The sequence below is a fragment of the Evansella halocellulosilytica genome (assembly GCF_002335745.1).
GTDB lineage: Bacteria > Bacillota > Bacilli > Bacillales > Salisediminibacteriaceae > Bacillus_CA > Bacillus_CA halocellulosilytica.
The window spans coordinates 5121290-5144573 of the sequence record NZ_NIST01000001.1 but is presented as its reverse complement, the minus strand read 5'-3'; the positions used below and the strand labels follow the sequence as shown (position 1 = coordinate 5144573).

General features: G+C 38.1%; 27 protein-coding genes. 20 read left to right on the top strand and 7 right to left on the bottom strand.

Annotated elements, in window-relative coordinates; all coding sequences use genetic code 11:
* Nucleotides 1–56 precede the first annotated feature (56 nt).
* From CD001_RS24355 to CD001_RS24325, 7 genes are all read left to right on the top strand, one after another.
* Nucleotides 57–1199 (top strand): MFS transporter, encoded by a 1143-nt coding sequence (locus CD001_RS24355; RefSeq protein WP_096190159.1) that lies wholly within the window; start codon nt 57–59, stop codon nt 1197–1199.
* Nucleotides 1200–3323, top strand: a complete 2124-nt coding sequence (fdhF, locus tag CD001_RS24350; protein ID WP_096190158.1) for a formate dehydrogenase subunit alpha — start codon at nt 1200–1202, stop codon at nt 3321–3323.
* Nucleotides 3324–3336: 13 nt separating this feature from the next.
* Nucleotides 3337–3879, top strand: a complete 543-nt coding sequence (locus CD001_RS24345; protein WP_096190157.1) for a 4Fe-4S dicluster domain-containing protein — start codon at nt 3337–3339, stop codon at nt 3877–3879.
* A 39-nt stretch (nt 3880–3918) separates the two neighbouring features.
* The gene (locus tag CD001_RS24340) at nt 3919–4452 is read left to right on the top strand and encodes a QcrA and Rieske domain-containing protein (protein WP_096190156.1); all 534 of its coding nucleotides are present in this window, start codon (nt 3919–3921) and stop codon (nt 4450–4452) included.
* Nucleotides 4445–4645, top strand: a complete 201-nt coding sequence (locus CD001_RS24335; RefSeq protein WP_096190155.1) for a hypothetical protein — start codon at nt 4445–4447, stop codon at nt 4643–4645. The genes CD001_RS24340 and CD001_RS24335 overlap by 8 nt, the downstream gene beginning before the upstream one ends.
* 65 nt (nt 4646–4710) lie before the next feature.
* A complete protein-coding gene (locus CD001_RS24330) occupies nt 4711–5904 on the top strand; it encodes an MFS transporter (RefSeq protein WP_407081125.1) in 1194 nt (397 codons plus the stop codon).
* 310 nt (nt 5905–6214) lie between these two features.
* Nucleotides 6215–6925, top strand: coding sequence for a Crp/Fnr family transcriptional regulator (locus CD001_RS24325; protein WP_096190154.1), 711 nt, complete (start codon nt 6215–6217; stop codon nt 6923–6925).
* Between the two features lie 80 nt (nt 6926–7005).
* Here the strand turns inward: CD001_RS24325 and CD001_RS24320 are convergent, their stop codons facing one another.
* Entirely contained in the window at nt 7006–7557 is a 552-nt protein-coding gene (locus tag CD001_RS24320) for a hypothetical protein (RefSeq protein WP_096190153.1), read from the bottom strand.
* Between the two features lie 154 nt (nt 7558–7711).
* On the opposite strand from CD001_RS24320, the gene CD001_RS24315 reads away from it, so the two are divergent.
* Nucleotides 7712–8434, top strand: coding sequence for a YwiC-like family protein (locus CD001_RS24315; RefSeq protein WP_179298889.1), 723 nt, complete (start codon nt 7712–7714; stop codon nt 8432–8434).
* A gap of 266 nt (nt 8435–8700) precedes the next feature.
* Here CD001_RS24315 and CD001_RS24310 read toward each other — a convergent pair whose 3' ends face one another.
* From CD001_RS24310 to CD001_RS24300, 3 genes are all read right to left on the bottom strand, one after another.
* Entirely contained in the window at nt 8701–9225 is a 525-nt protein-coding gene (locus CD001_RS24310) for an acyl-CoA thioesterase (protein WP_096190151.1), read from the bottom strand.
* A 99-nt stretch (nt 9226–9324) separates the two neighbouring features.
* Nucleotides 9325–10695, bottom strand: a complete 1371-nt coding sequence (locus CD001_RS24305; RefSeq protein ID WP_096190150.1) for a dipeptidase — start codon at nt 10693–10695, stop codon at nt 9325–9327.
* A 352-nt stretch (nt 10696–11047) separates the two neighbouring features.
* Nucleotides 11048–11287 carry a hypothetical protein gene (locus tag CD001_RS24300; protein ID WP_096190149.1) on the bottom strand — a complete coding sequence of 80 codons (240 nt, stop codon included), beginning with the start codon at nt 11285–11287 and terminating at the stop codon, nt 11048–11050.
* Between the two features lie 589 nt (nt 11288–11876).
* Between CD001_RS24300 and CD001_RS24295 the strand changes: the two genes are divergently transcribed.
* Both CD001_RS24295 and CD001_RS24290 read left to right on the top strand, forming a co-directional pair.
* Complete coding sequence (locus CD001_RS24295) at nt 11877–12332, top strand: sigma-70 family RNA polymerase sigma factor (RefSeq protein ID WP_096190148.1); 456 nt, start codon at nt 11877–11879, stop codon at nt 12330–12332.
* 262 nt (nt 12333–12594) lie between these two features.
* A complete protein-coding gene (locus CD001_RS24290) occupies nt 12595–13002 on the top strand; it encodes a MerR family transcriptional regulator (protein ID WP_096190147.1) in 408 nt (135 codons plus the stop codon).
* Nucleotides 13003–13095: 93 nt separating this feature from the next.
* Here the strand turns inward: CD001_RS24290 and CD001_RS27100 are convergent, their stop codons facing one another.
* Entirely contained in the window at nt 13096–13686 is a 591-nt protein-coding gene (locus CD001_RS27100) for an imine reductase family protein (protein WP_257009928.1), read from the bottom strand.
* A complete protein-coding gene (locus tag CD001_RS27095) occupies nt 13647–14033 on the bottom strand; it encodes an NAD(P)-binding domain-containing protein (RefSeq protein ID WP_257009927.1) in 387 nt (128 codons plus the stop codon). The genes CD001_RS27100 and CD001_RS27095 overlap by 40 nt, the downstream gene beginning before the upstream one ends.
* 382 nt (nt 14034–14415) lie before the next feature.
* On the opposite strand from CD001_RS27095, the gene CD001_RS24280 reads away from it, so the two are divergent.
* The 5 genes from CD001_RS24280 to CD001_RS24260 all read left to right on the top strand — a co-directional run bounded on the left by CD001_RS24280 (nt 14416) and on the right by CD001_RS24260 (nt 17385).
* Nucleotides 14416–14760, top strand: coding sequence for a hypothetical protein (locus CD001_RS24280; protein WP_096190146.1), 345 nt, complete (start codon nt 14416–14418; stop codon nt 14758–14760).
* The gene (locus CD001_RS24275; protein ID WP_096190145.1) at nt 14757–15215 is read left to right on the top strand and encodes a hypothetical protein; all 459 of its coding nucleotides are present in this window, start codon (nt 14757–14759) and stop codon (nt 15213–15215) included. The genes CD001_RS24280 and CD001_RS24275 overlap by 4 nt, the downstream gene beginning before the upstream one ends.
* A 6-nt stretch (nt 15216–15221) precedes the next feature.
* Entirely contained in the window at nt 15222–16154 is a 933-nt protein-coding gene (locus tag CD001_RS24270) for a phage tail tube protein (protein ID WP_096190144.1), read from the top strand.
* A 10-nt stretch (nt 16155–16164) separates the two neighbouring features.
* Nucleotides 16165–16572, top strand: a complete 408-nt coding sequence (locus CD001_RS24265) for a hypothetical protein (protein WP_218839268.1) — start codon at nt 16165–16167, stop codon at nt 16570–16572.
* A 204-nt stretch (nt 16573–16776) separates the two neighbouring features.
* Nucleotides 16777–17385 (top strand): hypothetical protein, encoded by a 609-nt coding sequence (locus tag CD001_RS24260; protein ID WP_096190142.1) that lies wholly within the window; start codon nt 16777–16779, stop codon nt 17383–17385.
* Nucleotides 17386–17652: 267 nt separating this feature from the next.
* On the opposite strand, the gene CD001_RS24255 is transcribed toward CD001_RS24260, so the two are convergent.
* Entirely contained in the window at nt 17653–18042 is a 390-nt protein-coding gene (locus tag CD001_RS24255; RefSeq protein ID WP_096190141.1) for a hypothetical protein, read from the bottom strand.
* Nucleotides 18043–18432: 390 nt separating this feature from the next.
* Here CD001_RS24255 and CD001_RS24250 point away from each other — a divergent pair, with 390 nt between their 5' ends.
* From CD001_RS24250 to CD001_RS24230, 5 genes are read left to right on the top strand one after another with little or no spacing between them, the layout of a single operon-like run.
* Nucleotides 18433–19890 (top strand): phage tail protein, encoded by a 1458-nt coding sequence (locus tag CD001_RS24250; RefSeq protein ID WP_096190140.1) that lies wholly within the window; start codon nt 18433–18435, stop codon nt 19888–19890.
* Complete coding sequence (locus CD001_RS24245) at nt 19890–20636, top strand: distal tail protein Dit (RefSeq protein ID WP_096190139.1); 747 nt, start codon at nt 19890–19892, stop codon at nt 20634–20636. Before CD001_RS24250 ends, CD001_RS24245 begins: the two co-directional genes overlap by 1 nt.
* Before the next feature lie 14 nt (nt 20637–20650).
* Complete coding sequence (locus tag CD001_RS24240) at nt 20651–21586, top strand: hypothetical protein (protein ID WP_096190138.1); 936 nt, start codon at nt 20651–20653, stop codon at nt 21584–21586.
* Nucleotides 21587–21593: 7 nt separating this feature from the next.
* Complete coding sequence (locus tag CD001_RS24235; RefSeq protein WP_096190137.1) at nt 21594–23075, top strand: phage tail spike protein; 1482 nt, start codon at nt 21594–21596, stop codon at nt 23073–23075.
* Between the two features lie 11 nt (nt 23076–23086).
* On the top strand, nt 23087–23278 hold the full coding sequence (locus CD001_RS24230; protein WP_096190136.1) for a hypothetical protein: 192 nt from the start codon (nt 23087–23089) through the stop codon (nt 23276–23278).
* Nucleotides 23279–23284 lie beyond the last annotated feature (6 nt).

Below are 23284 nucleotides of genomic sequence, written 5' to 3'. Positions count from 1 at the left end.
ACACAAAAATGAAAACGAACAATTGGTACGACACAGCACATGGAGGAGGAAATATAGTGAAGGCAATAGAGAGATCCTTTTATTCAAAATCAAGTATGTATTCTTTTTTCGTCGTGATGTTCTTAGTCTTTACGATGTGGATAGGTACGAAGCAGTTTTCACATGTTGACTTAATGTTATTTGGATATATGGTAGGTTCTTTCATTTTTTTTATCGGAATGACTGTAAGGTTGACATCATGGGCGTTTCGTCCAGCAACACGAGAAGTGTTAAAACGAACATGGAAAAACATGAAAACTAAAAAACGACAAAAACGAAATGGGAAAGCAATTTTAAAAACTCTGATAGATAACATTATTTTACAAAAATATATTTTCAAACGCGGGATATACCGTGGGATTCAACACTGGCTTATTGCTTGGGGCTGTATTGGATCATTAGCGATTACATTTGGGTTAACGTTCGGATGGATGCATTTTAAATTAATCGATGCATCGACATATCAAATGATTGTGTTTGGTGTCCCGATGTTAAAAATGCACCCAGATGGGATATTAGCGGCACTTATATTTGAAGGATTAAATATTACCGCTTCGATGCTATTTATCGGAGTTATAATGGCCATCGTTCGCCGTATTAAAAACAAAGATGTCCAAGTGACACAACGTGCTGAATTTGATCTCGTTCCACTCTATATATTGTTAGCTATGACTGTTACAGGTTTGTTTTTAACGGTATCTTATAAGCTTTTAGAGGGATGGATGCATCCGGAACTTCAGCTTTTACACCAAGTAACAACAGTCATATTCTTAGTCTATTTTCCTTTTGGCAAACTTTTTCATTTACCAATTCGCCCAATGGCAGTAGCTGTCCCTATGAATTATCAAGAAGAAGCTGGTGTAGATACGAAAGAATGTTACGGGTGTGGTGAGCTTTATTCAAATGATGATCAAATATCTGATGTGCAATCGATTTTAGGTGCTCAATCCTTTCACTTTGAAATGGCCGACGGGAAACAGTTATCAGACTTTTGTCCGGCATGCCGCAGAAAAATAAGAGTTATGAGTCAACTAAATATGAACTCACCATTTGGAGAATCATCAGGTCCGATACAAACAAATAATGGGATCCACATTCCAGGATTCGGTAAGGAACGAGCGGAGACTTTTTATGAAAATGATGTTAAGGAGGAGAAATAGATGACACAATTTGTTGTAAAGCCAGGAGTAAAGAACTTGCAGCATAGCGGTGAAAAATTAGTAACAACACACTGCTGCTATTGTGGAATGCAATGTGGAATGCACATACGTGTAAATGAAAAAACGGGGGATGTTGTCGGTGTCGAGCCGAGATATGATTGGCCAGTTACGAACGGAAAAATGTGCCCTAAAGGTGTTACTGCCTATCAAACAATTGACCACCATGAAAGAATAAAAAAACCATTAATTAAAAAGAACGGAAAGTTTGTTGAAAGTACTTGGAAAGAAGCGCTTGATTTAATTGAGAAAAATTTCAAAGGCATTCAATCAAGGTACGGAAAAGATGCTGTATCCGTTTTCGGTGGTGTTTCGATGACAAATGAGAAGTGCTACCTCGTAGGGAAATACGCTCGTGTCGGTTTAGGAACTCGTTTTATCGATTATAACGGACGTTTCTGCATGTCATCTGCAGCTGGTGGATTTATGAAAACGCTAGGCTTAGATCGAGGTTCAACATTACCTTGGCCAGAACTTGAGCATACGGATTGTTTCTTTATGGCTGGCTCCAATACAGCAGAGTGTCACCCGACAACGATTCAATGGTTATGGAAAGCACGTGACAAAGGAGCAAAGATGATTGTAGCAGACCCAAGAGAAACTCCGACAGCACGTATTGCGGATGTTCATTTAAATTTAAAAGCAGGGACAGATTCTGCTTTAGCAAATGGGATGATGTATTTACTTATTCAAAATGGTTATGTAGATGAAGAGTATGTAGGCGAACGTTGTAACAATTACGAACAATTAAAAGAAGCTGTGAAGCCGTTTACCCCTCATTATACGTCTGAAATTACAGGTGTATCGGTGGAAAAATTGTTAAAGGCTGCTCAAATATTTGGTCGCTCGCCAAAGTCTGTTGTCATGTTCGCAAGAGGAATTGAGCAGCAATCAAAAGGTGTAGACAATGTTTCTTTATATACATCTATGGCTTTATTAAGAGGACAAATTGGAAAATTCGCTTCTGGTGTTGCAACATTCACTGGCCAAGGGAACGGTCAAGGAGGTCGTGAACACGGCCAAAAAGCAGATGCATTGCCAGGTTATCGCAAAATTGATAATCCAGAACATGTGGAATATGTGTCAAAGGTTTGGGGGATTGATCCATCGGAAATGCCGAAAGCAGGAGTTTCAGCTTATGAAATGTTTGATGAAATACAAGTGGGAAATATCCGAGCGATGCATGTTATTTGTAGTAACCCCGCAGTATCAGCACCAAATAACTACTACATTTGGGAAGGCTTTAAAAAATTAGATTTTATGGTCGTTAGTGATTTCTTTATGTCTGAAACAGCAGAATTTGCAGACGTTATCCTCCCAGCAACAACTTGGGCAGAAGACGAGGGCACGACAACGAATTTAGAAGGCAGGGTCATTCGGATTAGGAAAGTAAAGGATCCAATCGGTGAATCTAAACCGGATTGGCAGATTATTAACCTTATTGCCGAACGAATGGGCAAGGAAAAATACTTTGGTTATAAAAATGTGGATCAGATTTTTCAAGAGTTCCGTCTCGCTTCAAAAGGAGGGAAAGCGGATTACTCAGGGATCACATACGAACGGATTGAAAAAGAAGACGGAATTTTTTGGCCGTGTCCTTCAGAGGACCATCCAGGTACACCAACAATGTTTAAAGAAAAATTTGCAACACCTGATGGGAAAGCGAACCTAGCTGTTATAGGGTGGCAGGAACCTGCTGAAATCCCAACAGACGAGTACCCGCATACGCTCACTACAGGGCGTGTAGTCTTCCACTATTTATCTGGTACACAAACGAGAAGAACAGATTTCTTAATGGAAAAGTGTCCAGAGCCATATGTAGAAATACATCCAGAATTAGCCTCAACGTATGCGATACAGGATGGAGATGACGTGTTCTTGGAAACAAAACGTGGATCGATGACGGTTAAAGCAAAAATAACGAAAGCAATTAGACATGACCATGTCTTTATCCCATATCACTGGGGCAAAGAGTTGTCTGTAAATAAACTAACAAACCCTGCATTAGATCCAATTTCAAGGATGCCTGAGTTTAAAGTATGTGCCGTAAAGCTCAAAAAGCTGTAAGGAGGAACGAACAATGAAAAAAGTCATGTATCTAGAATTCGAACGCTGTATAGGGTGTCGTGCCTGCCAAGCTGCTTGTCGAGAATGCGGTGGTCACGATAGTAAAGAGCGGAATTATGTAGAATATATTGATTTCAAGGAAAGCAGACAAACCTATCCGATGCTTTGTATGCAATGTAAAGATCCTGCGTGTGCTCGTGTATGTCCTGCAAATGCAATTCAAATAACGGATGATGGCGTTGTTTTATCAGCAATGGAAGAAAAATGTATCGGCTGTCGGAACTGTACATTTGGATGTCCATTTGGCATACCAAAATTCGATTTTGAAGAAAACAAAATGTACAAATGTGATATGTGTTATGACAGAACAAAGCATGACATCGCCCCAATGTGTGCATCAGTATGTCCAAGTGATGCAATCCGGTTTATTGATCATGAGGAAATGATGGATTTACGCCGCCGCAGAACACAGATGAACTTAATTGAAGGGAAAAAACCTTCTGAAAATGATAAATGGAAATATGTACCGGAGTTTTTTGGTGTATATTCTGATTGATTGAAAATCGATCATTGATAGAAAGGGGAGTAAGTAACGATGTCTAAACGATGCCCAAAAGAAATGAAAGCGAAACATTCAAAGAGTGATATGGTCAATTTAACGGCGAACATTGATCAACAAGATGATTTGCAATATAACCGTCGTGCTTTTTTAAAATCTGCTGTCGGCGCATCTATAGCTCTAGGACTTTCAACCGTGCCTTTTAGTGTTAAAGCGATCATTGGTTTAACAGAGCCAGGTTATGAAAGAGTCGAAATCATTGATCTTGATGAGCTACCTGAAGGGGAATCTACGACGTTTTATTATCCGACAGAGGATGATCCAGCACTATTAATTCACACACCTAAAGGTAAGCTCGTTGCTTATAATTCAGCATGCACACATCTTATGTGCCCCGTCTTCTACGAAAAAGAAAATGACACACTTCTTTGTCCATGTCACAAAGGATACTTCGATGTCAATAATGGTCATCCAGTTGCGGGTCCACCACAGCGAGAATTGCCACTAATTGAAATAGAAGTGGACCGAGGGAAGGTTTACGCAATAGGGAGGCAATATCGCCATGGGTAAAAAAACGTGTTGGGTCATCTTTATTCTGACGATCGCCTTAAATGTTGTCATGCTGCAATGGACAGTTGTAGCATATCTCGGTAGAGAGTATGATCAAGTTTTGATTTATTCAGGGGTTGGTATTGTTGGAGCATTAATCGCGTTCTTAACTTATCTTCGATGGCGAAAAGTAGAGTACAACAGTCATGATTAACTGGACGTTCTCATACAAGACTGATCGTATCGTTAGAGCAGAAAAATAGATAAGGGGGAGTATGTATGCCAAAAGCAAGTACGATGAATCAAAGGATCTTAATCATTGCAACATTTGGGATGGCACTGTCATTTACAATTTGGGCGGTATTCTCTCCGCTTGCAAATGAGTTTGAAGTCATCTATGGACTCACTGCAACTCAAAAAAGTATTCTTGTTGCAGTTCCGGTTTTACTAGGTTCGATCATGCGGATTCCATTTGGAATATTAACAGATCGATATGGTGGTAGAAAAACATTTACAGCACTATTACTTTTTCTAACCATCCCATTAATAGGAGCTGGTTTTGCAAATTCATATTATGAGCTTTTATTTTGGGGATTTTTTATCGGTTTAGCAGGCACGTCGTTTGCTATTTCTATAACGTTTGTTTCAAAGTGGACATCTCCTGAAAAACAAGGTACGGCACTTGGCATTAACGGAATGGGGAATATCGGCACCGCGATTGCAGGCTTTACGATTCCGACACTAACAGCATTTTTAGGCTTACAGTGGGGGTTTTGGGTTTTAACGATTCCCGTCCTAATCATGGCAGCGTTTGTGTGGTTTGGAACACCGGAAACGCCTAAAAAAGGACCAGATAAAACGATAGTGGGCGCACTTTCTGTTTTAAAGCATAAAGACAGCTGGTTGTTATCAATACTTTATTTCGTAACGTTTGGTGCATTTGTCGCTTTCGGAATTTATTTACCGACTTTATTGATGGACTTATTTGACTTAACAGCAGTAGATGCAGGGATGCGAGCCGGTGGATTTGTCGTATTAGCAACACTAGCACGACCAATCGGTGGGATTTTAGGTGATCGAATTGGCGCGGGAAAAGTATTAACCTATGTTTTCCTTTTCATTGCTTTCGGAGCTTTTCTCATGTCTGTAGGGTTAACGAATATCTATGTGATGACGGTCGCTTGTTTATTGATTGCACTAGTCACGGGTGCAGGAAATGGTGCAGTGTTCAAACTTGTGCCGGAATTGTTTCCGAATGAAACGGGTGCAGTGACTGGAGTTGTTGGTGCATTTGGAGGTTTAGGAGGCTTCTTTCCGCCTTTATTAATGGGGGGACTAAAGGATGCTACAGGAAGTTATGTGATCGGGATTATTTTGTTGGGCATCTTTTCATTAATATGTCTTATGATCAATAAAGTAAACTACGATAAAAAGAAGCCTAGTGCAGTGTTCGTTAAACAGTTTTCCAAGTAAGTTTATAAACAAAAAGGTGGTGCTTTAAAAGTGTCATCTTTTTTTTATTTATTGTTTGTAGAGGATGTTCAATAAGTCTGGGAAAAATAGATTGCGTATCTTTGCGTTGACTCGTCCCTAAGTTACTCACCTATTGACACCATACGCACTGAGACTTAAACTACGTCGCCTGTCCTCCTTTTTGAACACGCTCTAATACAACGCTCTGACGATAAATTCAAATAATCGTCGTAAATGTTTCAGTTAAAAAGCTGAAAATAATGGTAATATGAAGGTAGTTAAAGAGATTATATAGAAAGTAGGTGTTCGTATGGAAAAGAAGCAACTACAGATGAAAAGGTTCTTTAATGAGCTATCAGAAGAAAACCAAAAACTCTTACTTATTTATGGATTAGAGATAAATGTAAAAAGTGGATCATTCCTCTTTCATGAAGGTGAATTTCCTAAGCACGTCTATTTAGTCCGCTCTGGAAAGGTTCGTCTAAGTAAAATGACAGTTGATGGGAAGGAATTTTCGATCCATTTAAAACAAAAAGATGAACTCGTTGGAGAAGTAGGGTTATTTAATGAGATGGCGATTAGTGTTACGGCTGAAGTCATTGAAAAGGCAACACTTGTCCGTTTTGACATACAAGTATTAGAAGCACTCTTTAGTGAGCACGGTGAAATTGCCGTCGCATTTATGAAGTGGTTTGCTAGGCATACACAATCGACGCAAGCGAAGTTTCGCGATTTAATATTGTGTGGTAAAAAAGGCGCTTTCTATTCTACTCTTATTCGATTTAGTAACTCTTATGGTGAAGAAAAAAATGGCGACATTTTCATAAAAGTAAAATTAACAAATCAAGACATTGCTAATTATATTGGGACTACTCGAGAAAGTGTAAATCGAATGTTAAATGATTTAAAAAAGGAAAATATTTTAACGATGAAAGGTGGTTACATCATCATCAAAAACATTCAATTCCTAAAGGATTATCTACACTGCGGTGATTGTCCAGTAGAAATATGTACAATATAGAAGGATTCGCAAACGGTTGTATGAACCTTTTGAGAATCCTCTTAACGATTTGTTCAAGGAATAGATTTACGTCTTCCCTTTTATACAATTGGCTCTAGGTGGAGATCTTCTCCGAAAAAGGACTGTTCTCCTGAACTCGTCAAAAGTGTACAAGAGATCGTTCCTTTATTTAAGAGAGATGGATCATCACTTTTCACTTCTTCATACGTTAATAGAATACCGTGTCCAAGTTCCTCATTACCATGAAAAACCGTGACACGTTGCCCTTCAAGAGAACGATGTTTTGCTTTACTAATATACGCTGCCCAAGATTGAAAGCGGTCGTATATATATACTTTGTTTTCTGCCTCATCATAGCCTAAATGGGCTTGCGTATCATCAACAGCCGCATCTAAATCCTTTACAAACTGACGAATCATGACATGTATTTTGTGACAATCCTCCATCGTCACATTTTCTGGAAATGATAGTGTCATCCTTTTTAAATATTCTTCATGTTGAATGGTTAACGACTTTCTCGTTCCTTTAGCAAGGCTTAACGTATATTTCTCATTTTTATAGATGAAGCCTAAATCTTTTAAGTACTCTTCCAAATTTTCCTGAACATTATAGGATATATATGTTTTTAGCAATGAAATCCCTCCCATATTCAAAAATAGCATATCACCTTTTTTCAGATTCTGATGTATAAAACATCACACATTATATAAATTGTGATTCTCATCACATAGAATTGTTTCATATTACGCTATGATAAATGTGTAAATGACGTTTGGTGGTGAAAAAATGAAGTGGTATATTCCGAAAGAACATGGGGCATGGGCAATGTTAATCGTCCCTTATTGGTTAGGCGCAGCCATTAGTGGTATAGGGTGGATCCACCTTCTCTTTTTTATAGGTGTATTCTCGATGTACTTTGCCCAAGCTCCGCTTCTCACATATATTAGAAATCCTAAAAATAGTGATGTTTGGCCATCTTTTTTCGTCTATGTTGGTATAGGGGCTATCTTTATCTTACCTTTTTTATTTTTCAAATGGGAAATTATCTATGTTGGTCTCATTATCATGCTTTTATTTGTATGTAACATTTTCTTTGCTAAAACGAAACGGGAAAGATTGTTCATAAATGATTTTATTGCGATCGTTGCTCTATCTATTTTGCTTTTCGTTCCTTATATATTAAATGGCAATACACTAAGTGGTGAAGCTCTTACATATTTTATGATTACCGTATTATTTTTTACAGCAAGTGTATTTCATGTTAAGTCGTTAATACGCGAGAAAAAGAATAAAGTATTCCATCGTTTTTCACACGGTTACCATATAACAATTGTTATTGCAGCATATGTTTTAAATTGGTATGCAGCAGTGACTGTTTTTTTAATCTGTTTATGTAAAACCGTTTTGATTCCAAAGAAACTGTTGAAACGTCCAATCCATATTGGAATTGTAGAAATTGCAAACAGCGTGATATTTTTTACCATCATCGTATTTGCTTACTTTATGTGATCAGATCGGAATAGAGAACAGAGGGAAGTTTCGTCAAACCAGAGAGAAGTTGCGTCAAGCCAGAGGGAAGTTGCGTCAAGCCAGAGAGAAGTTTCGTCAAGCCAGAGGGAAGTTGCGTCAAACCAGAGGGAAGTTGCGTCAAACCAGAGGGAAGTTGCGTCAAGCCAGAGGGAAGTTGCGTCAAACCAGAGGGAAGTTGCGTCAAACCAGAGGGAAGTTGCGTCAAACCAGGAGTGGACCTCAATGTGTCCACTCCCGTTTTCACATTATTCTTCATCCCACGGCTTCAGCTCTGAAAGGAATGTAGCTAATTTTTTACTTTGTGTTCGCCGGTCTTTCCTCATTTTCACTCGCTCGGGAGCAGTCCTATGTAAATACATTTCTTCTTCTGTTTCAGGCTTAACATTAGGAACTGTTGTTGGCTTGCCATTCTCATCAAGTGCGACAAATGTTAAAAAACTCGTTGCCGCAACTTTACGATCTCCAGTTAAAAGGTCTTCCGCTATGACTTTCACAAACACTTCCATTGAGCTTGTACCGTTTGATGTGACATAAGATTCCAGACAAACCGAATCTGTTGGTCGAATTGGGTGAAGAAAGTCGACAGAGTCTGTTGAAGCTGTCACACATTCGGTACGGCAATGCCTTGATGCTGAAATCGATGCTACATCATCAATATCGCGCATTAATTTTCCACCAAATAATGTGTTGTGGTTGTTCGTATCTTGAGGGAACACTCTACCTGTTTTTATAACTTTTGAACCTCTGCATGCTTTTTCTTTCGTCATCATGAAGCCTCCTTTTACATAAAAATGCCTTTAATAAAAGCATACCCAAGTATCGTTTTTCTAGGAGAAAGAAGCTGTCTAATATAGAACAGCTTCTCACAATTATTTGATGTCGGCGACGTCATAATAGTATTTTGCGAGCATTTCCATCCCACGGTCAAAATGGTCTAGCGGAAAACTTTCGTTCGGTGCGTGCAAGTTATCTTCAGGAGTACCGAAACCAATCAATACGACTGGAATGTTGAATAAATGATCAATTGATTCAACAACTGGGATCGATCCGCCAAGACGAACAAACACAGTCTTTTTATCAAAAGCTTCAGTTAAACGTTCACCAGCTTTTGTAATTAATGGGTGATTTGGATCGACTTTATAGGCTTTTGCTGATAGAGGTTCTTTATGTATCTTTACGTTCACACCAGTTGGAGCTATTTCTTGAATATAGTCAGTAATCATTTGCTGTACTTCATTTGGATTCTGTCCTGGAACGAGACGACATGTAATTTTTGCAGTAGCAGATGACGGAATAATCGTTTTGGTACCTTCGCCTTGATACCCGCCATACATCCCGTTAACTTCCAATGTTGGCCGAGCCATTAAGTGTTCATTTACAGTGAACCCTTTTTCTGGTGTTGTTTCTGGAATACCGATTGTTTCCTGGAAGTTTTCACCAGGTGATTCATTCATCAGTTTACGTTCTTCTTCCGAGAGCTCTTCGACATTGTTATAAAAACCAGGAACTAATACTTGTTCTTCCTCATTTTTAAGCTTAGAAAGAATATGGGAGAGCGCCATTAGAGGGTTTTTGACTGCGCCCCCGTATAACCCAGAGTGGAGATCACGGTTCGGCCCTTCAACAGTTACTTCAAGTCCAGTAAATCCTTTTAGACCATAGAGCATGGTCGGTTGTCCTTTTTCAACCATACCTGAATCTGAAATAAGGGCAAAATCCGCTTCGAACAGCTCTTTATTTTCCCTTAAAAGAGGATAAAGGTGCTCACTGCCAATTTCCTCTTCCCCTTCAATACATACTTTCACATTAATCGGCAGCTTTCCTTCAGTTTTCATATACGCTTCAAATACGGCTAAATGCATGAACACTTGCCCTTTATCATCGCTTGCACCTCGGGCAAAAATTCTGTCTTCACGTATTTCGGGTTGAAAAGGTTCACTGTCCCATAATTCATAAGGGTCAGCAGGCTGTACATCATAGTGACCGTAGAAAAGTGCAGTCGGAGCTCCTTCAGCCTCAAGCCACTCCCCATAAACGACTGGGTGACCTTCCGTTTCTTTTAACTCAACAGAGTTGAAGCCAATTTCATTCAAATAATTAGCGACAAATTTACCGGCACTCAACACATCTTCTTTGTTCTTACTATCTGTACTAACACTTGGGATCGCTAAAAACTCTTCTAATTTTTCTAAAAGTCGTTCGCGGTGTTCTGTTAAATATTGAATGACAGATTCGTTCATCAAGCATTCCTCCTTTACTTACCTATTGTGTCATAAAAAATGGATAAAAACTATTAATGTATATCGCTGTTCGTAAAATATGATCGGAAGTAAAGATGATTTTAGGAAGGAGTAATAGCGGGGAATGTGATAACAGGCGTATTCCCTTATAGGACTTATTCCTAATCTTCATAAAAGAACTTGATAATCGAACGTTAGTTCGTATATAATGAGAACAGATGTTCGGTTTTGTGGTGTTAAGAAACTGAAGCTGCTAATGTATAGCTTCAGTTAAGAACACTTTTTAATTGGCAAGGTTATAAAGAAGTTGTTCAAATTTAGAGAGAATGAAACGTAGAAAAGCTGTAGTTGATTATTGGTATTGTTCGGTTTGTTTTTCGAGGTCTAAATATTGCTCGGCCATTTTTCGCTCGTCTGAATCAATAGAGATCGAATTCATTTCTAATATATCGATGACCTCTTGCAATTTGCATTGTTTTGATTGTGCTAATTCTAAAATACTCCATCCTTTTTCGTATAAAGTAATGACATCGTCTGTCAAATCAGAATGATCATAATAACGAATTAGCTTTTGTCTTACTCGTTCATCCATTTTTCAACACCTCGGTATTATTTTTATTGTTTGATCTTTATTAAAGATATTATTTTCAGAAAAAAGAGACAGGGTTTATAGAAAAACCCCAAGAGTGAAAATTCTTGAGGAGTAGGTAGAGAGTGTGTAGTAAAACATCTATGTAATTATTATGTCGATCAATACTTCATTATAGTATTAAATTAAATAATGGTCAACTTGAAATGAGCCAATTAATAAATCGAAAATCGGTTCAAAGGCTATGATGACTTAGTCTTTTTCTTATATACATAACGTTTTAATTTAATTAAATCTACAACAATAGTATTGGAAATTAAATGAATAAAAGTTATATATTGTCATACCAATGCCACCTAATAGTAGAAAGCGATAATAGAAGAAAAAATCTACTAAATAATAACCAAGATTATATTGGACCTAGATTTTATTCGAATAATTAGGCACTGACTAAGTTCAAAGCTTGGTTCGGTGTCTATTTATTTTACTAAAAGAATTTATAAAGCTTATCGACAATAGTTTAACGGCAGCTAAGGTTCGCCATTAAGATTTGGCGACAAGCAAAGTTTTGTTAATCAGTGAGGGGGTAAAAATGAAATCACTAATTGAAGAGTATCATGACTCATTGAAACAGGTGGAAAAAATAAAAGCAAAAGCTGGACAAGATGATCAAAGGATTTTAGCAAATATGGTCAGTGATCTGAACTTCGCATTGGAGTGGTTAAAAAGTGGGCGGATGCCAGGGAGTCGTAGAGGAGTTGAACGATTAGCATCTTATCAAAGGGAAAGACCGATCGATCCGGTTTTGATTCAAACATATATCTCTAACCCTGATTGTCAATTGGAGTTTCATGTTTCGGAGAGAGACAGTGAACGGATTGAAGACGCATTATTTGTTTTAACAAAAAGAGAGAGAGAAATGTATTTAATGTCAAGAGGCAGCGGATTGTCGTATGGAGAGATTGCAAGTTTATTAAATGTCGCGAAGAGTACCGTACAAACAACGATTAATCGTGCTGAAAAAAAGATTGTAAAAAACCTTTCATGAAAATCATCGTCCTGTTGTCATACGAATGCGAATGATAAATATTTTAGATATAAAGAGGAGCTGATATCAGAAAGTTGTACTAGTATCGAAAATAACATAACATTTAATAAAAGAAACTTGATTTATTTGGAAGCCTTTATTCTTCAAAAAACGGGAGTAATCTTTTTTTATTTCATGTTAAGTTAGAAATCAAATTATGGAATAGCCTAAAAGTCCGTTTTCTGACTTTTGTAACATTTGGTGACAATAAGGAGGTCATTAGATGAAGATAGGTGAATTATCTAAAAAAACAGGTGTCAGTGTCCGATCCATCCGGCATTATGAGAAGAAAAATTTAATTACAGCTTCTCGTCTTGATAATGGTTATCGACAGTTTGATGAATCTGCAATTGAACGAATTAAAACGATCCAAATCTACTTAGGATTAGGTCTAACTACTGACCAAATCGAGGAATTTTTGAATTGTATGAACACTTACCCTCAATACGAAATTGAAGACCTTTGCGATGAAGTGTTTGATGTATATGAAGACAAGTTGGCTGAAATCAATAAGAGAATAAATGCACTTTCTGTTGTAAAAGAAAGGTTAGAAAAACAAATCGACCGAAAGAAGGAAAGAAAAGACATACTGGTTTCGAACCAGTGCCCTGCTGCTCGAACACCTATTTAACGTATCTACACGTTTATCATAACCATTGATCACTATTGGGTAATATTGAAAGGGTCCCGTTTCCTTGTTGAAACGGGACCCTTTCAATATTTTTTACACGTAGCTATTTTTTTTATGGTTTTTCATTAACTCGAAAGCACGTTCCGGACTATCCGTTCCGTATCCTTTAGCGACTAAGTGATCATAGCTACTCTTCAATGGGGTCATCCAGTCAGTAGGAATGGATAATTCTTTGCTAGCCTTGATGATATGCTCGAGTGCTAGCATGTTTGTATGGAGATTGGAAACCTCTGTTTTGTAGTTAGCTTCGTCAAGCATAAGTCCCGCTTCAGAAGTCGAATATCCAGGTAGGATTACATTTTTGAACCATTCTTCTACGAATGGCTGAAACTCCTTAGAAGAGATTCCTGCTGTGCTTACCATAGCATGAGCGTGAAGCCAGCTTTGTTGTACACCATAGAGCATTGTGAGTAATGCAAGGTCATATAACATTGGGACGCCAGGATCGGGACTAAGATATACGGTGTTTCCGCCTAATAACTTCAATATCGGTTCGAGTTTTTCAAAGATTGCTTGTTGACCTCCATAAAAGATAAGAGCTTCATCCGAACCGATCATTGGAGGTACAGTCATAATCGCTCCGTCTATATATTCAATATCGTGTTCTGCTGCCCATTTTTCCATTTTTCCATTTTTCGAGCATCATCAGGTGTTCCTGATGTAAGGTTGATGATGATGCGACCAGAAAGGTTCTTACTTACGGGATCAAGAAGCTCAAATAAAACTTCATAGGTTGAGACACAAGTGACGAGTAAGGTGGACGATGATACCGCTTCTTTAACTGCCTTTGCACGGACTGCTCCCTCTTTAACAAGGTCATCCCCCTTTTTTGTTGACCGGTTCCAAATAGTAGTTGGATGTCCTGCCTTTAAAAATGCGTGGGCAAGCGAATGACCCATTAGACCGAGACCTATTACAGTTACAGCTGGACGGGGTTCTGTTTCACGTTGAATCTTGTTTTTATGACTCATAATGTCCTCCTTTGATAAGTGTATGTCAACCATATTGTAAACGCTGACATTAGTGTCATAGTCAAGGTGAAAATTTTATGGTAGGGGGTTTGATGATAATTGATCGATTAATAAGACGATTAACCTTTTCATTCAAAGGTAATTGGGATTGATTAAATGTAGTGAAGAGTACTGTTCAACAATGAGTAGCGATGTTGTTAAAAAGATTCCAATATAGTCTTTCATGAAAATATTCGTTCTGTTGTCATACGAATGCCATTTATAAGTGAAAAGAAATTTAACGTAGGTGGGAGGTGGTTGAATTTGATTTTATCTATTTTATTGAAGGAAAGGAATGAATGCTCGATGTTAAATTTATTTTAGCAGAAGAGAGGAATCAAATATGACGATCGATATAAAAAAAATAAAAGAGACGTTAAGTAGAAATTACGAACTTGTTTTTGGGAGATTACCAGGGGAGGCTCTTCATCACAGTTTTAATAGAAAACCTGCCTCTGAATGGGTTGCCGTAACAGATGATGGTTATCAATTTGTTATGTATAACAGCAAAAACATATACCCATATTCTTCTATATTATCTTTTGAAGTCGATGCTTCTTACATTTTTGCTATTTACGAACAGTATAAAGAGCGTGTGCAAAATGTTAAGTATCCTCTCATCTACCGGGAGGATAGTCGGTTAAATGAGCGATTGAATAACGTATTTAGTGAGGAAGATTTGCTATGAGTATTAGTAGAAAGAGTTTTTTAGATGAAAGGCGAGATTTAAAATCTGCTATTCTTCATAAGTTGGAGAGTTCAATAGAAGATGGTCAAGCTTTAGAAGAGGTACAAACAATTATTTACGGTGAAAGGTATCGGATCAATGATCTTGAAACACCAGCTGTTTGGGTTGTTCCATCCCCTTATATTCCTGAAAAACGTGGGGGGCATAAAACCGATCATGATTTTTCGTATGATTTTGTAGCAATGGTACAATCTGAAACTCCAGAAGAAGGTTTAGATGAGTCACAGGAGCTTGCTGCTAAAGTTTATGATTTGATGATGGATGACCGAACGTTAAATGGAACGGTTATGGATGTCGTTCCGAGCCTCGTTCACCCTGCATATAGCGTGGGAGATACGAATGATATTTATTGGTCTGCTATTCAATTAACTTATAAAGTCATAAGGGAGGAATAATAAAGTATGGGAATTACTAGATATTTAGGTATTGCAGAAGAACAAGATTATGGTGTGAAAGTAGAGGCACGTGAGTTTATTGATCCAGAATCAGCAGAACTGGATCCGGAAGGCGAAGACAAATTAATTTATGAAGGTATGTCAGGCATTGATCGGGTTGCTGCCCCAGGCCCTTATTCAATTGGAGGGGAATTAACAGTTCCTTTAGATCATAAAGTTTCACCATGGTTTTTTAAATGGGCATTAGGAAGTGTTGAAACATCCGGTGACGAAGCACCTTATACACATACAATTAAACCTGCACAAGACCCATTAATGAAGTCGTTTACAGCTCGAATCGGAAAGGACATTATGGAACATGTTTTTCATGGCTGTGTTGCTACTTCATTAAACATTGAAGCAGAGAATGAATGGGTTCAAATGACTGTCGGTGTGGCAGGAGCTAAAGATTCAAAAGACAGCCTTGATCAACCAGTAACTTTTACAGAAGGGAATATTTTTGCTGCTCATCAAGTGGAAATGGAGCTGAACTCAACAAATGAAACAGCGAAAGTGGAATCGTTCAGTTTAAATATAGAAACTGGAGCTGATGTTGAATCAGCGATCGGACCGGGCTCAAGATTTCCGAAGCGAGGTTACCGTGGCGGTTTAGTTGTCGACCTTGAGCTATCTTTAGGTTTTGAAAATCTAGATGAATTAGAACGTTTTTGGGGAAGTAGTGATGGGCCATCACAATCATTAGAAGATTTCGGGGCGACAATTTATATTGGATCAGATATTGAAATCACATTGCCTAAATTAGTCTACACGGGCATGACTCAACCTGTTGGAGGGCGTGAACGAATTGAACAAACTGCAACAGCTCGGGCATTAGTTAACGGGGATGGAGACGGTCCGGTCATGATTAAAGTGACAAATGATATTGAATCATACAACTAAGGAGGAATACATGATGTCAGAACAATTAAAACCAGGAATGCTTACAGGAACTGCTTATCACGAAGAAGTTGAAGTTAATGCTAATGGACAAGTTTACAAAATTTTAATCCACCCTTTATCATATACAGAATCTGAAGAAATTGAAGCTCTACTTTCAAAAGGGATTACGGTAAAAGGGGACGGCCGAAGTAAAGATAAACAAGAAATAAGCGTTGATACTTCGATGCTCGTTCGTTACAAGAAGAAGGCACTATTAAAAGCAGCAGCATTAGGGACCGTCGAAAAGGGTTGGACAGAAAAAACGATTGTCGATGAGTGGAAAAATGAATGGATTTCTTTAGTTGGACAGCAAGTAATGAATATATCAGGAATTCATACACCTGAAGAAAAGGTGAAACAGTTTCGCACAAACAACTAAGGGGCGGAACTTTTATTTTTTAGTAAAAGAAATCGGGATACAGCCTTCTGAAGTAGCCAAAATGAGTCCGCTTCAGCAGGATGTTTTAATTATTAATCACAATGAACAAATGGAGAAACAAGAACGAGAGCTTGCGAAAAACAGAAAAAAGAGTCGCGGAAAGTTTCAAAGTAAACCGTAATGTTATGAAGGGAGTAAATCGATATGGCACTTGCATTTGTTTACCGACACAGGAACGGTGGAAATAACTCAGACAATATCGGAATTTCAGCGAGGGTATACAATGGTCAGCTTCTATTTTTCACAGGTGAAGTATGGCCGTATAGTGAAGGAGGAGGGGCTCCTTATTTACATCGCTTTATTTATCGTGATTATTCTAACTCATCGTGGACAGATAACTTTATTTTAAGTAATAGAAGTTCTTACCCACCAAATGATATTGAAACGGTAAATAGTAACGGTGACAGAATTTATGTCCTTCCTCGTTTTAATCGGTTAGTATATGGTAGCGGTTATGCATATGGAAGTGGTTCTCACTATGGGTTGAGAAGGTCGACGAGTATGGCAAAACCATTAAATGTTCAAGGTACTTCATGGGAGACAACGAGATGGTTAGACGCTGATCACCGAATTATTATCAATGGGGATCAAGGGTTTACACGATCGAATTCAATAAATACAACAAACCTGAACTATGTTCGATGCTGGGGATATATGAGACCAAATGGTCAAGCAGTAGAAACATTTGGAGAGTATGTTCATATTAATTTTATAACGAATAATCCTGGCAGCTATGCATTGCATACGAGATAAAAAAATATAGAAGGGTCGAAGTCGTAATCCAAAGGGTTACGGCTTTTTTCATTTTATTTATGAGAGGCCATCGATAAAAATGACGTTTTAAACTACACTTGGGAAGATATAGAACAAAGCGATAGAATAAATAAACGTGAATTGATAAACAGATATCCTACACGAATTTATTGAGAAACAATTTAGTAGATTTTACTTATAGGAAGATACGAGCATTTTTCTATTAGTGAATCTTTCCCTTTATATATATCCATCTCACTCTACCAACTATGAATCAACTTTATGAGTGGACTCAAGTTCTTTCTTATCCCATACGTTTTTACAATTTCGGCAGAGCAGTTTTTTATCCATATATTTAACTAATTTGTATATGACCAAAATAGGGCCGATGCTACCGAGTATGATTCCAAAGATGAATCCAGTCACAACGCCTGAAATGAGTGTTAGTAAACTAAAAAAGAGTAACGTTTTATGTCTTTTTATAACTCTATATGTTTCCACACTTTCAGAGCCACAGCGGGGGCAAGCCTCCCAATAGTTTTTATACCAATCTCTTTCCTCGTTTATTCTGCTAGAACCCTCTTTCGTTTCTTTAGATGCTTGTTTCAAGTCTTTTTTCAGTTTCTCCCAGTCCTTCTTTACATTAAAAAAGCTCATCTATACCCCAACCTTTTATAAACTCTCATTCTCGTACATACAATCATTTTTAAATTTTAATCATCTACATTTCTAGCAAGGTCGAATTTTCATTTTTTCCAAACGTTTTTTATTTGGTTTCTTATACATTTAATGAACAGTCTATGAACACAGCTTCACCAAGAATAGTGGAAATGGTCGTATTAGTGAAAATCCTCTATCAATATTTTACCAAAATTTATGATTGATATCAGTTGAAATGATAAATTGTTTCACGTGGATATCATCTTGTTCGTCATACGAATGCCAATTAATAATGAAGGATCACTTTAATTGAGATAGGAGGGAAGGCGATTTTTAAAGAACAAATGGATTATTCGGTGCGATATGAATACTTAGGAGGTGAGTAAAATGTCAAAAGTAATAGAGGTATCAATAGATGGACTTGACCAAGCCCAAACTTTACTCGGGGAATTTTCTTCTACATTTGAAGCGATTGACGAGGCAGCGCAAGCTGCTGAAAGCGCAATTGGGAGTCTATCTAAAGTAGTTGAAGACATGTCAAAACCTTTTGAAACTGTAAAAGAGATTTCAAAAGAAACCTTTCATGATATTGATGAGGCTTGTCAAAAATTGAAAGAATGTTTAAATGATGACTCTTTTTCAATCACTGACATCGCATCCTGGTTAAAAGAAATTGGAAGTGTCATCAGTTTGCTCCATGAATTCGATGAAAAGCTAGTAGGAGCTATAGCAGTAATTAATAAAGCGATTTTAGCAGTGAAAAACTTTTCTGCCGTACTCCTTGCAAATCCACTCGTATGGAAAATTGCTTTAATTACCGGTTTAATCGCTATTATTGTTCTACTATGGCAAAACTGGGACGAGGTCTCACAATGGCTTGCTGAATCGTGGGAATGGTTGAAAGAAAAAGCGACCGTAATATTTGAATCTATAAAAGAATTTTTTACTTCTATATGGGCATCGATTACCGAAGTCATAACGACCGTTTGGACGTACATTAAAGACTTTTTTAGTGAAAATTGGGAATTGATTTTAGGGATTTTTACAGGTGGAATCGGTTTAATCGTCTCTCTTTTAAGACGGAATTGGGATTCCATTATGGAAACGATTATGAGTATTTGGAATGGGATCACACAATTTTTAACCAGCATTTGGAATGGGATCACTGGAAAAGCAAGTCAAGTGTTTAACGCCATTCGTAATTCTCTCTCAAACATTTGGAGTGCTATAACAAACCGAATTCGTGAAGCTTGGGGAAGTGCGAGAAACTTCGTGTTTGGCCTTTGGGATAGTATTTCTTCGAGGGTGCTTAATGTCTTCGGACGGGTTCGTGATACGCTTTCTACTATTTGGTCAAGTATTACAGGAAATGTAACAAACACATGGAGAGGAATACAAGATACGATACGTGGTGCGATTAACGGAGTCATCGGCGGGATTAACAGTTTCATTCGTGCGATTAACCGGATAAAAATCAATGTTCCTTCTGTTAATATACCGTTAGTGGGCCAAGTAGGTGGATTCTCTATCGGGCTCCCTCAAATCCCGCAACTTCCGATGCTAGCGAAAGGTGGGTATTTACAAGCACGCAACCCAGTAGCTGCGATTATTGGAGAAGGGAGACATGATGAAGCAGTCATACCATTATCCGAAAAAGTGTTAAGGAGTATTGCAAACGGCATTGCTGATCAAATGGGGAATGGGAGTCAAAGCAGCGAACCAGTCCAAGTTATTGTTCCTGTTGAGTTAGATGGGCGAGAAATAGCAAAAGTTGTATCACCATACATTGATAAAAATATGAGAAGAAGACACAATGGAAGCTTAAAAGCTAGGGGTGCATTTTAATGTTTAAATATAAAGACATTCATTTTGGGGATGACCTATTTGTTCAAAGGATTACAAGGTCAATTTTAGCACCTCAAACCTTGGAAACGTTAAAGATTCCAGGGAGATCCGGGGTCATTTTTAACAGAAGAGATCGTGAGTCGAGAGTCATTCCTGTGGAAGTGATCGTTAATAGTGAAAGTGACAAATCCATTCGCGAGAAACTAAGGGACCTTGCTTATCATTTAGATAGTGATGAGCCAGGTCCATTAATTTTTGATGATGAAAGTGACAAATGGATTAATGCGATTTTATCTGGGGAATCAGAAATCGATGAAATAGTCTCCCATGGCCAAGGAGTTATTGAGTTTTTCTGTCCAGATCCTTTTTGGTATGCCGTTGATGATGATGTTTTCACCTACAATCAGCCTGGAAGTTATGATTTTGTGAGGCAAGGAACAGCAAAGTCTTACCCGTTATTTGAAATTAGCGGATCAAACGAAGGTGGAACGATCTCTATATCTATAAATAATGAAACTGTTGAGTTTACAGGAGCTTTAAATGAAGGGGAAACATTAATGATTGATTCAAACTTAATGACGGCATACCGTTTAACTTATGAAAATGGTCAGGTCAGTGCTTTAAATGACCTTACGACACTCGATTTCCCGATTACAATTCCGGGGGTTAATACAGTTGAAATACTTGAGAGCGGTAATGCGTCTATGACCGAAGTGAAAATTCTATGCCGAAGTCGTTGGTTATAAAGGAGTGAATATAAATGGCAAAAACACCATTTCCAACATTACAAAGTGAAGATATTTTATCTGCTCATTTAAACGGAGTACAACAAGCAGTGAACAAAATTGAAGAAGTGCTTAATATGAAGACCGCATCGATCACTGGCATACCATTAGAACCTGTGAGGGATCAAGAAGATCCCTCATTTCGTTACAGAATTTATGAAGCGAATATTCGAAATTGGCTGAATGAACCAGCACCAATCATTTATCGAAATGGTGAAGAAGTCTCATCTAATGAGTTTCAAGTTTTTCCCGCATACGGGGCTGTCGTGTTCCTTGAACAACAAAGTCCATCTGACGAGATAAGTGCTGATGTTGATTATGTGTTGAATGAGTCCTCTCTGTTAGAAGATATCGAGTCGATGAATTCGTTAGATACGCTATTACCTCCTAGTGTCATTGGTGAATATATTTCTCATGGATTAATGGGGGATATCGTTCATCGTGGAGAAGGTTCGGGCTTACTAGCAGCAGCAAATGCTATCGATGTCATGCCGTTTTTTGTTCCAAAGACTCAGTCATATGACCGATTAGCAGTCAATGTTCAAACAGCAGATGCCGGGCAGATTTATTTAGGCATTTATGAAGATAATGGTCATTGCTATCCAGGGGACTTAATCGTTGATGGTGGGGAGGTTGACTCTGGATCAACAGGTTTAAAGCATAACAATGTTTCTTACACGTTGGAGCGAGGCATGTATTGGTTAGCTAGGTTTCATAGCTCCGGACCAGGTTTAACCGGTGTCCGTGGTGACTCAATGATGGCAATCGCAGGTAATTTAGCCGGTGGTTCTTATTGTGGTTATCGATTACAACAAACGTATGACGGTGCGTTACCTCCTGAGTTTCCAAATGGAGCCGAACTGTTGCCACTAGGTTCCCGACCAGCATTGTGGGTAAGAAGATCGGAGTGATAAATAAATGAGGAAATTGAATCATCTTGAAGTGTTAAAGTTTAATAACTTCAGTCAAAGTGTATATAATCAGTTTCCAAGAAGCTTACCGAAAGCGTACTTTCAACGGTTGCCAGGAGCTAGACCGGTAATTTTAAGCCAAGAGCGTGAGCCTATTGCTGTGTTGGAAAATGCGGAAGGAGTTATTGCGACGAGAGAAATTGGTACGGGCGGCGAGAATACACTAATTTTTCATCTTCCGTTTAATGACCCTAAAAATAAATACCTCGAAAACGAAAATCGAGTTCAACTAGTAGAAAATGAATATATTATACGACAAGTTACACATGATGCAACAAATGGCTTCCCGGTCACAGAAGTTTATTGCGAAGCAGCATGGTATGACTTACAATATGCTGATCCATTAGAGATAAATTCCTGGAGCAATGTTGAACCGAAACAAGTAATGGAAGATTTGCTTGATCAAACGGAGTGGAAAGTAGGGAGAGTCGAAATTTCAAGGACGCGCAACTTAGAGTTAGACTCAAAACTTTCAAATCGATTAGAGGGATTATGGGAGGTCTCCGAAGTATGGGGTGGAGAACTGGAGTTTGATACACGGAATTATCAGGTACACTTAGTCGAACAAGTTGGAGTGGACTCAGGAGTTGCGATCATTTACGGGAAAAACATGAAGCATATGGAAGCCGTCTATAATACAGAAGATTTAGTGACAAGGCTATACCCGTATGGAAAAAACCGCATATCAATTGAAAACGCCAATGATGGCGTCCCATATATTGATAACTTTCAATATACCCAAACAGTCAGGGTTAAATCGTTTAAAGATGATCGATTTAATAATCCTTATCATTTAAAAGAGAAAGCGGAAGAAATATTAAAACAACTTTCGATTCCGCGGTCGACGTATTTGATAAAAGCAGCAGACTTTTCCAAAATGGCTGAATTATCTCACGAATCCTTTCAATTAGGTGATATTATACGTGTTTACAATAAGGAATTAGGAATTGAAGTGAAAACACGTATTAAGAGGATGGAATATGACGTACTAGAACCATGGAATACAACGTTGGAATTATCGCAAAAAGAACCAGGGCTTAGTGATCTGTTAGCAGATATATCTACGACAACAAACCACCTTCAAACAGAAGAAACCGTTGAACGACAAGATTTGTTAAACCTTATGGTGTTTAATTATTTGTTAAATAGTCGAGCGGACGATGGCTTTGCGTACTGGGTCAATAATGGCTGGGAAATCGATCATGAACATGGTGTAAGTGGACCTGCCTCATTTAAAGTTAATGGGGATTTTCATGTATCTAAATCTTTATCTCAGCGAGTTTATCCTGCGAATCGAGATGATTATACGATTAGTTTTCAAGCGTCAACAGAAAATATTGAAGCAGGAAATAACGCGAAGATCGGTGTAGAAATAGAAGTCGAATACGAAGATGGCACAACCGATGTGCAGTTTCTTCCACTCGTATGAGGAGGGGCAAAATGGTTCATTTTTCAAGAATTCATAAGCTTATAGAAACGGAAAACAAAAGAGTATCTTCGATCAAAGTAACAGTTTTAATGGATGATATGAAAGGGAGATTAAATATAACCGATATTATGTTACAAGGTGGATCTGCGCCTACAATATGGACAGGGCATCCTTCAGAAGTAAAATGGTCATTTGATGGGTGAGGGAAT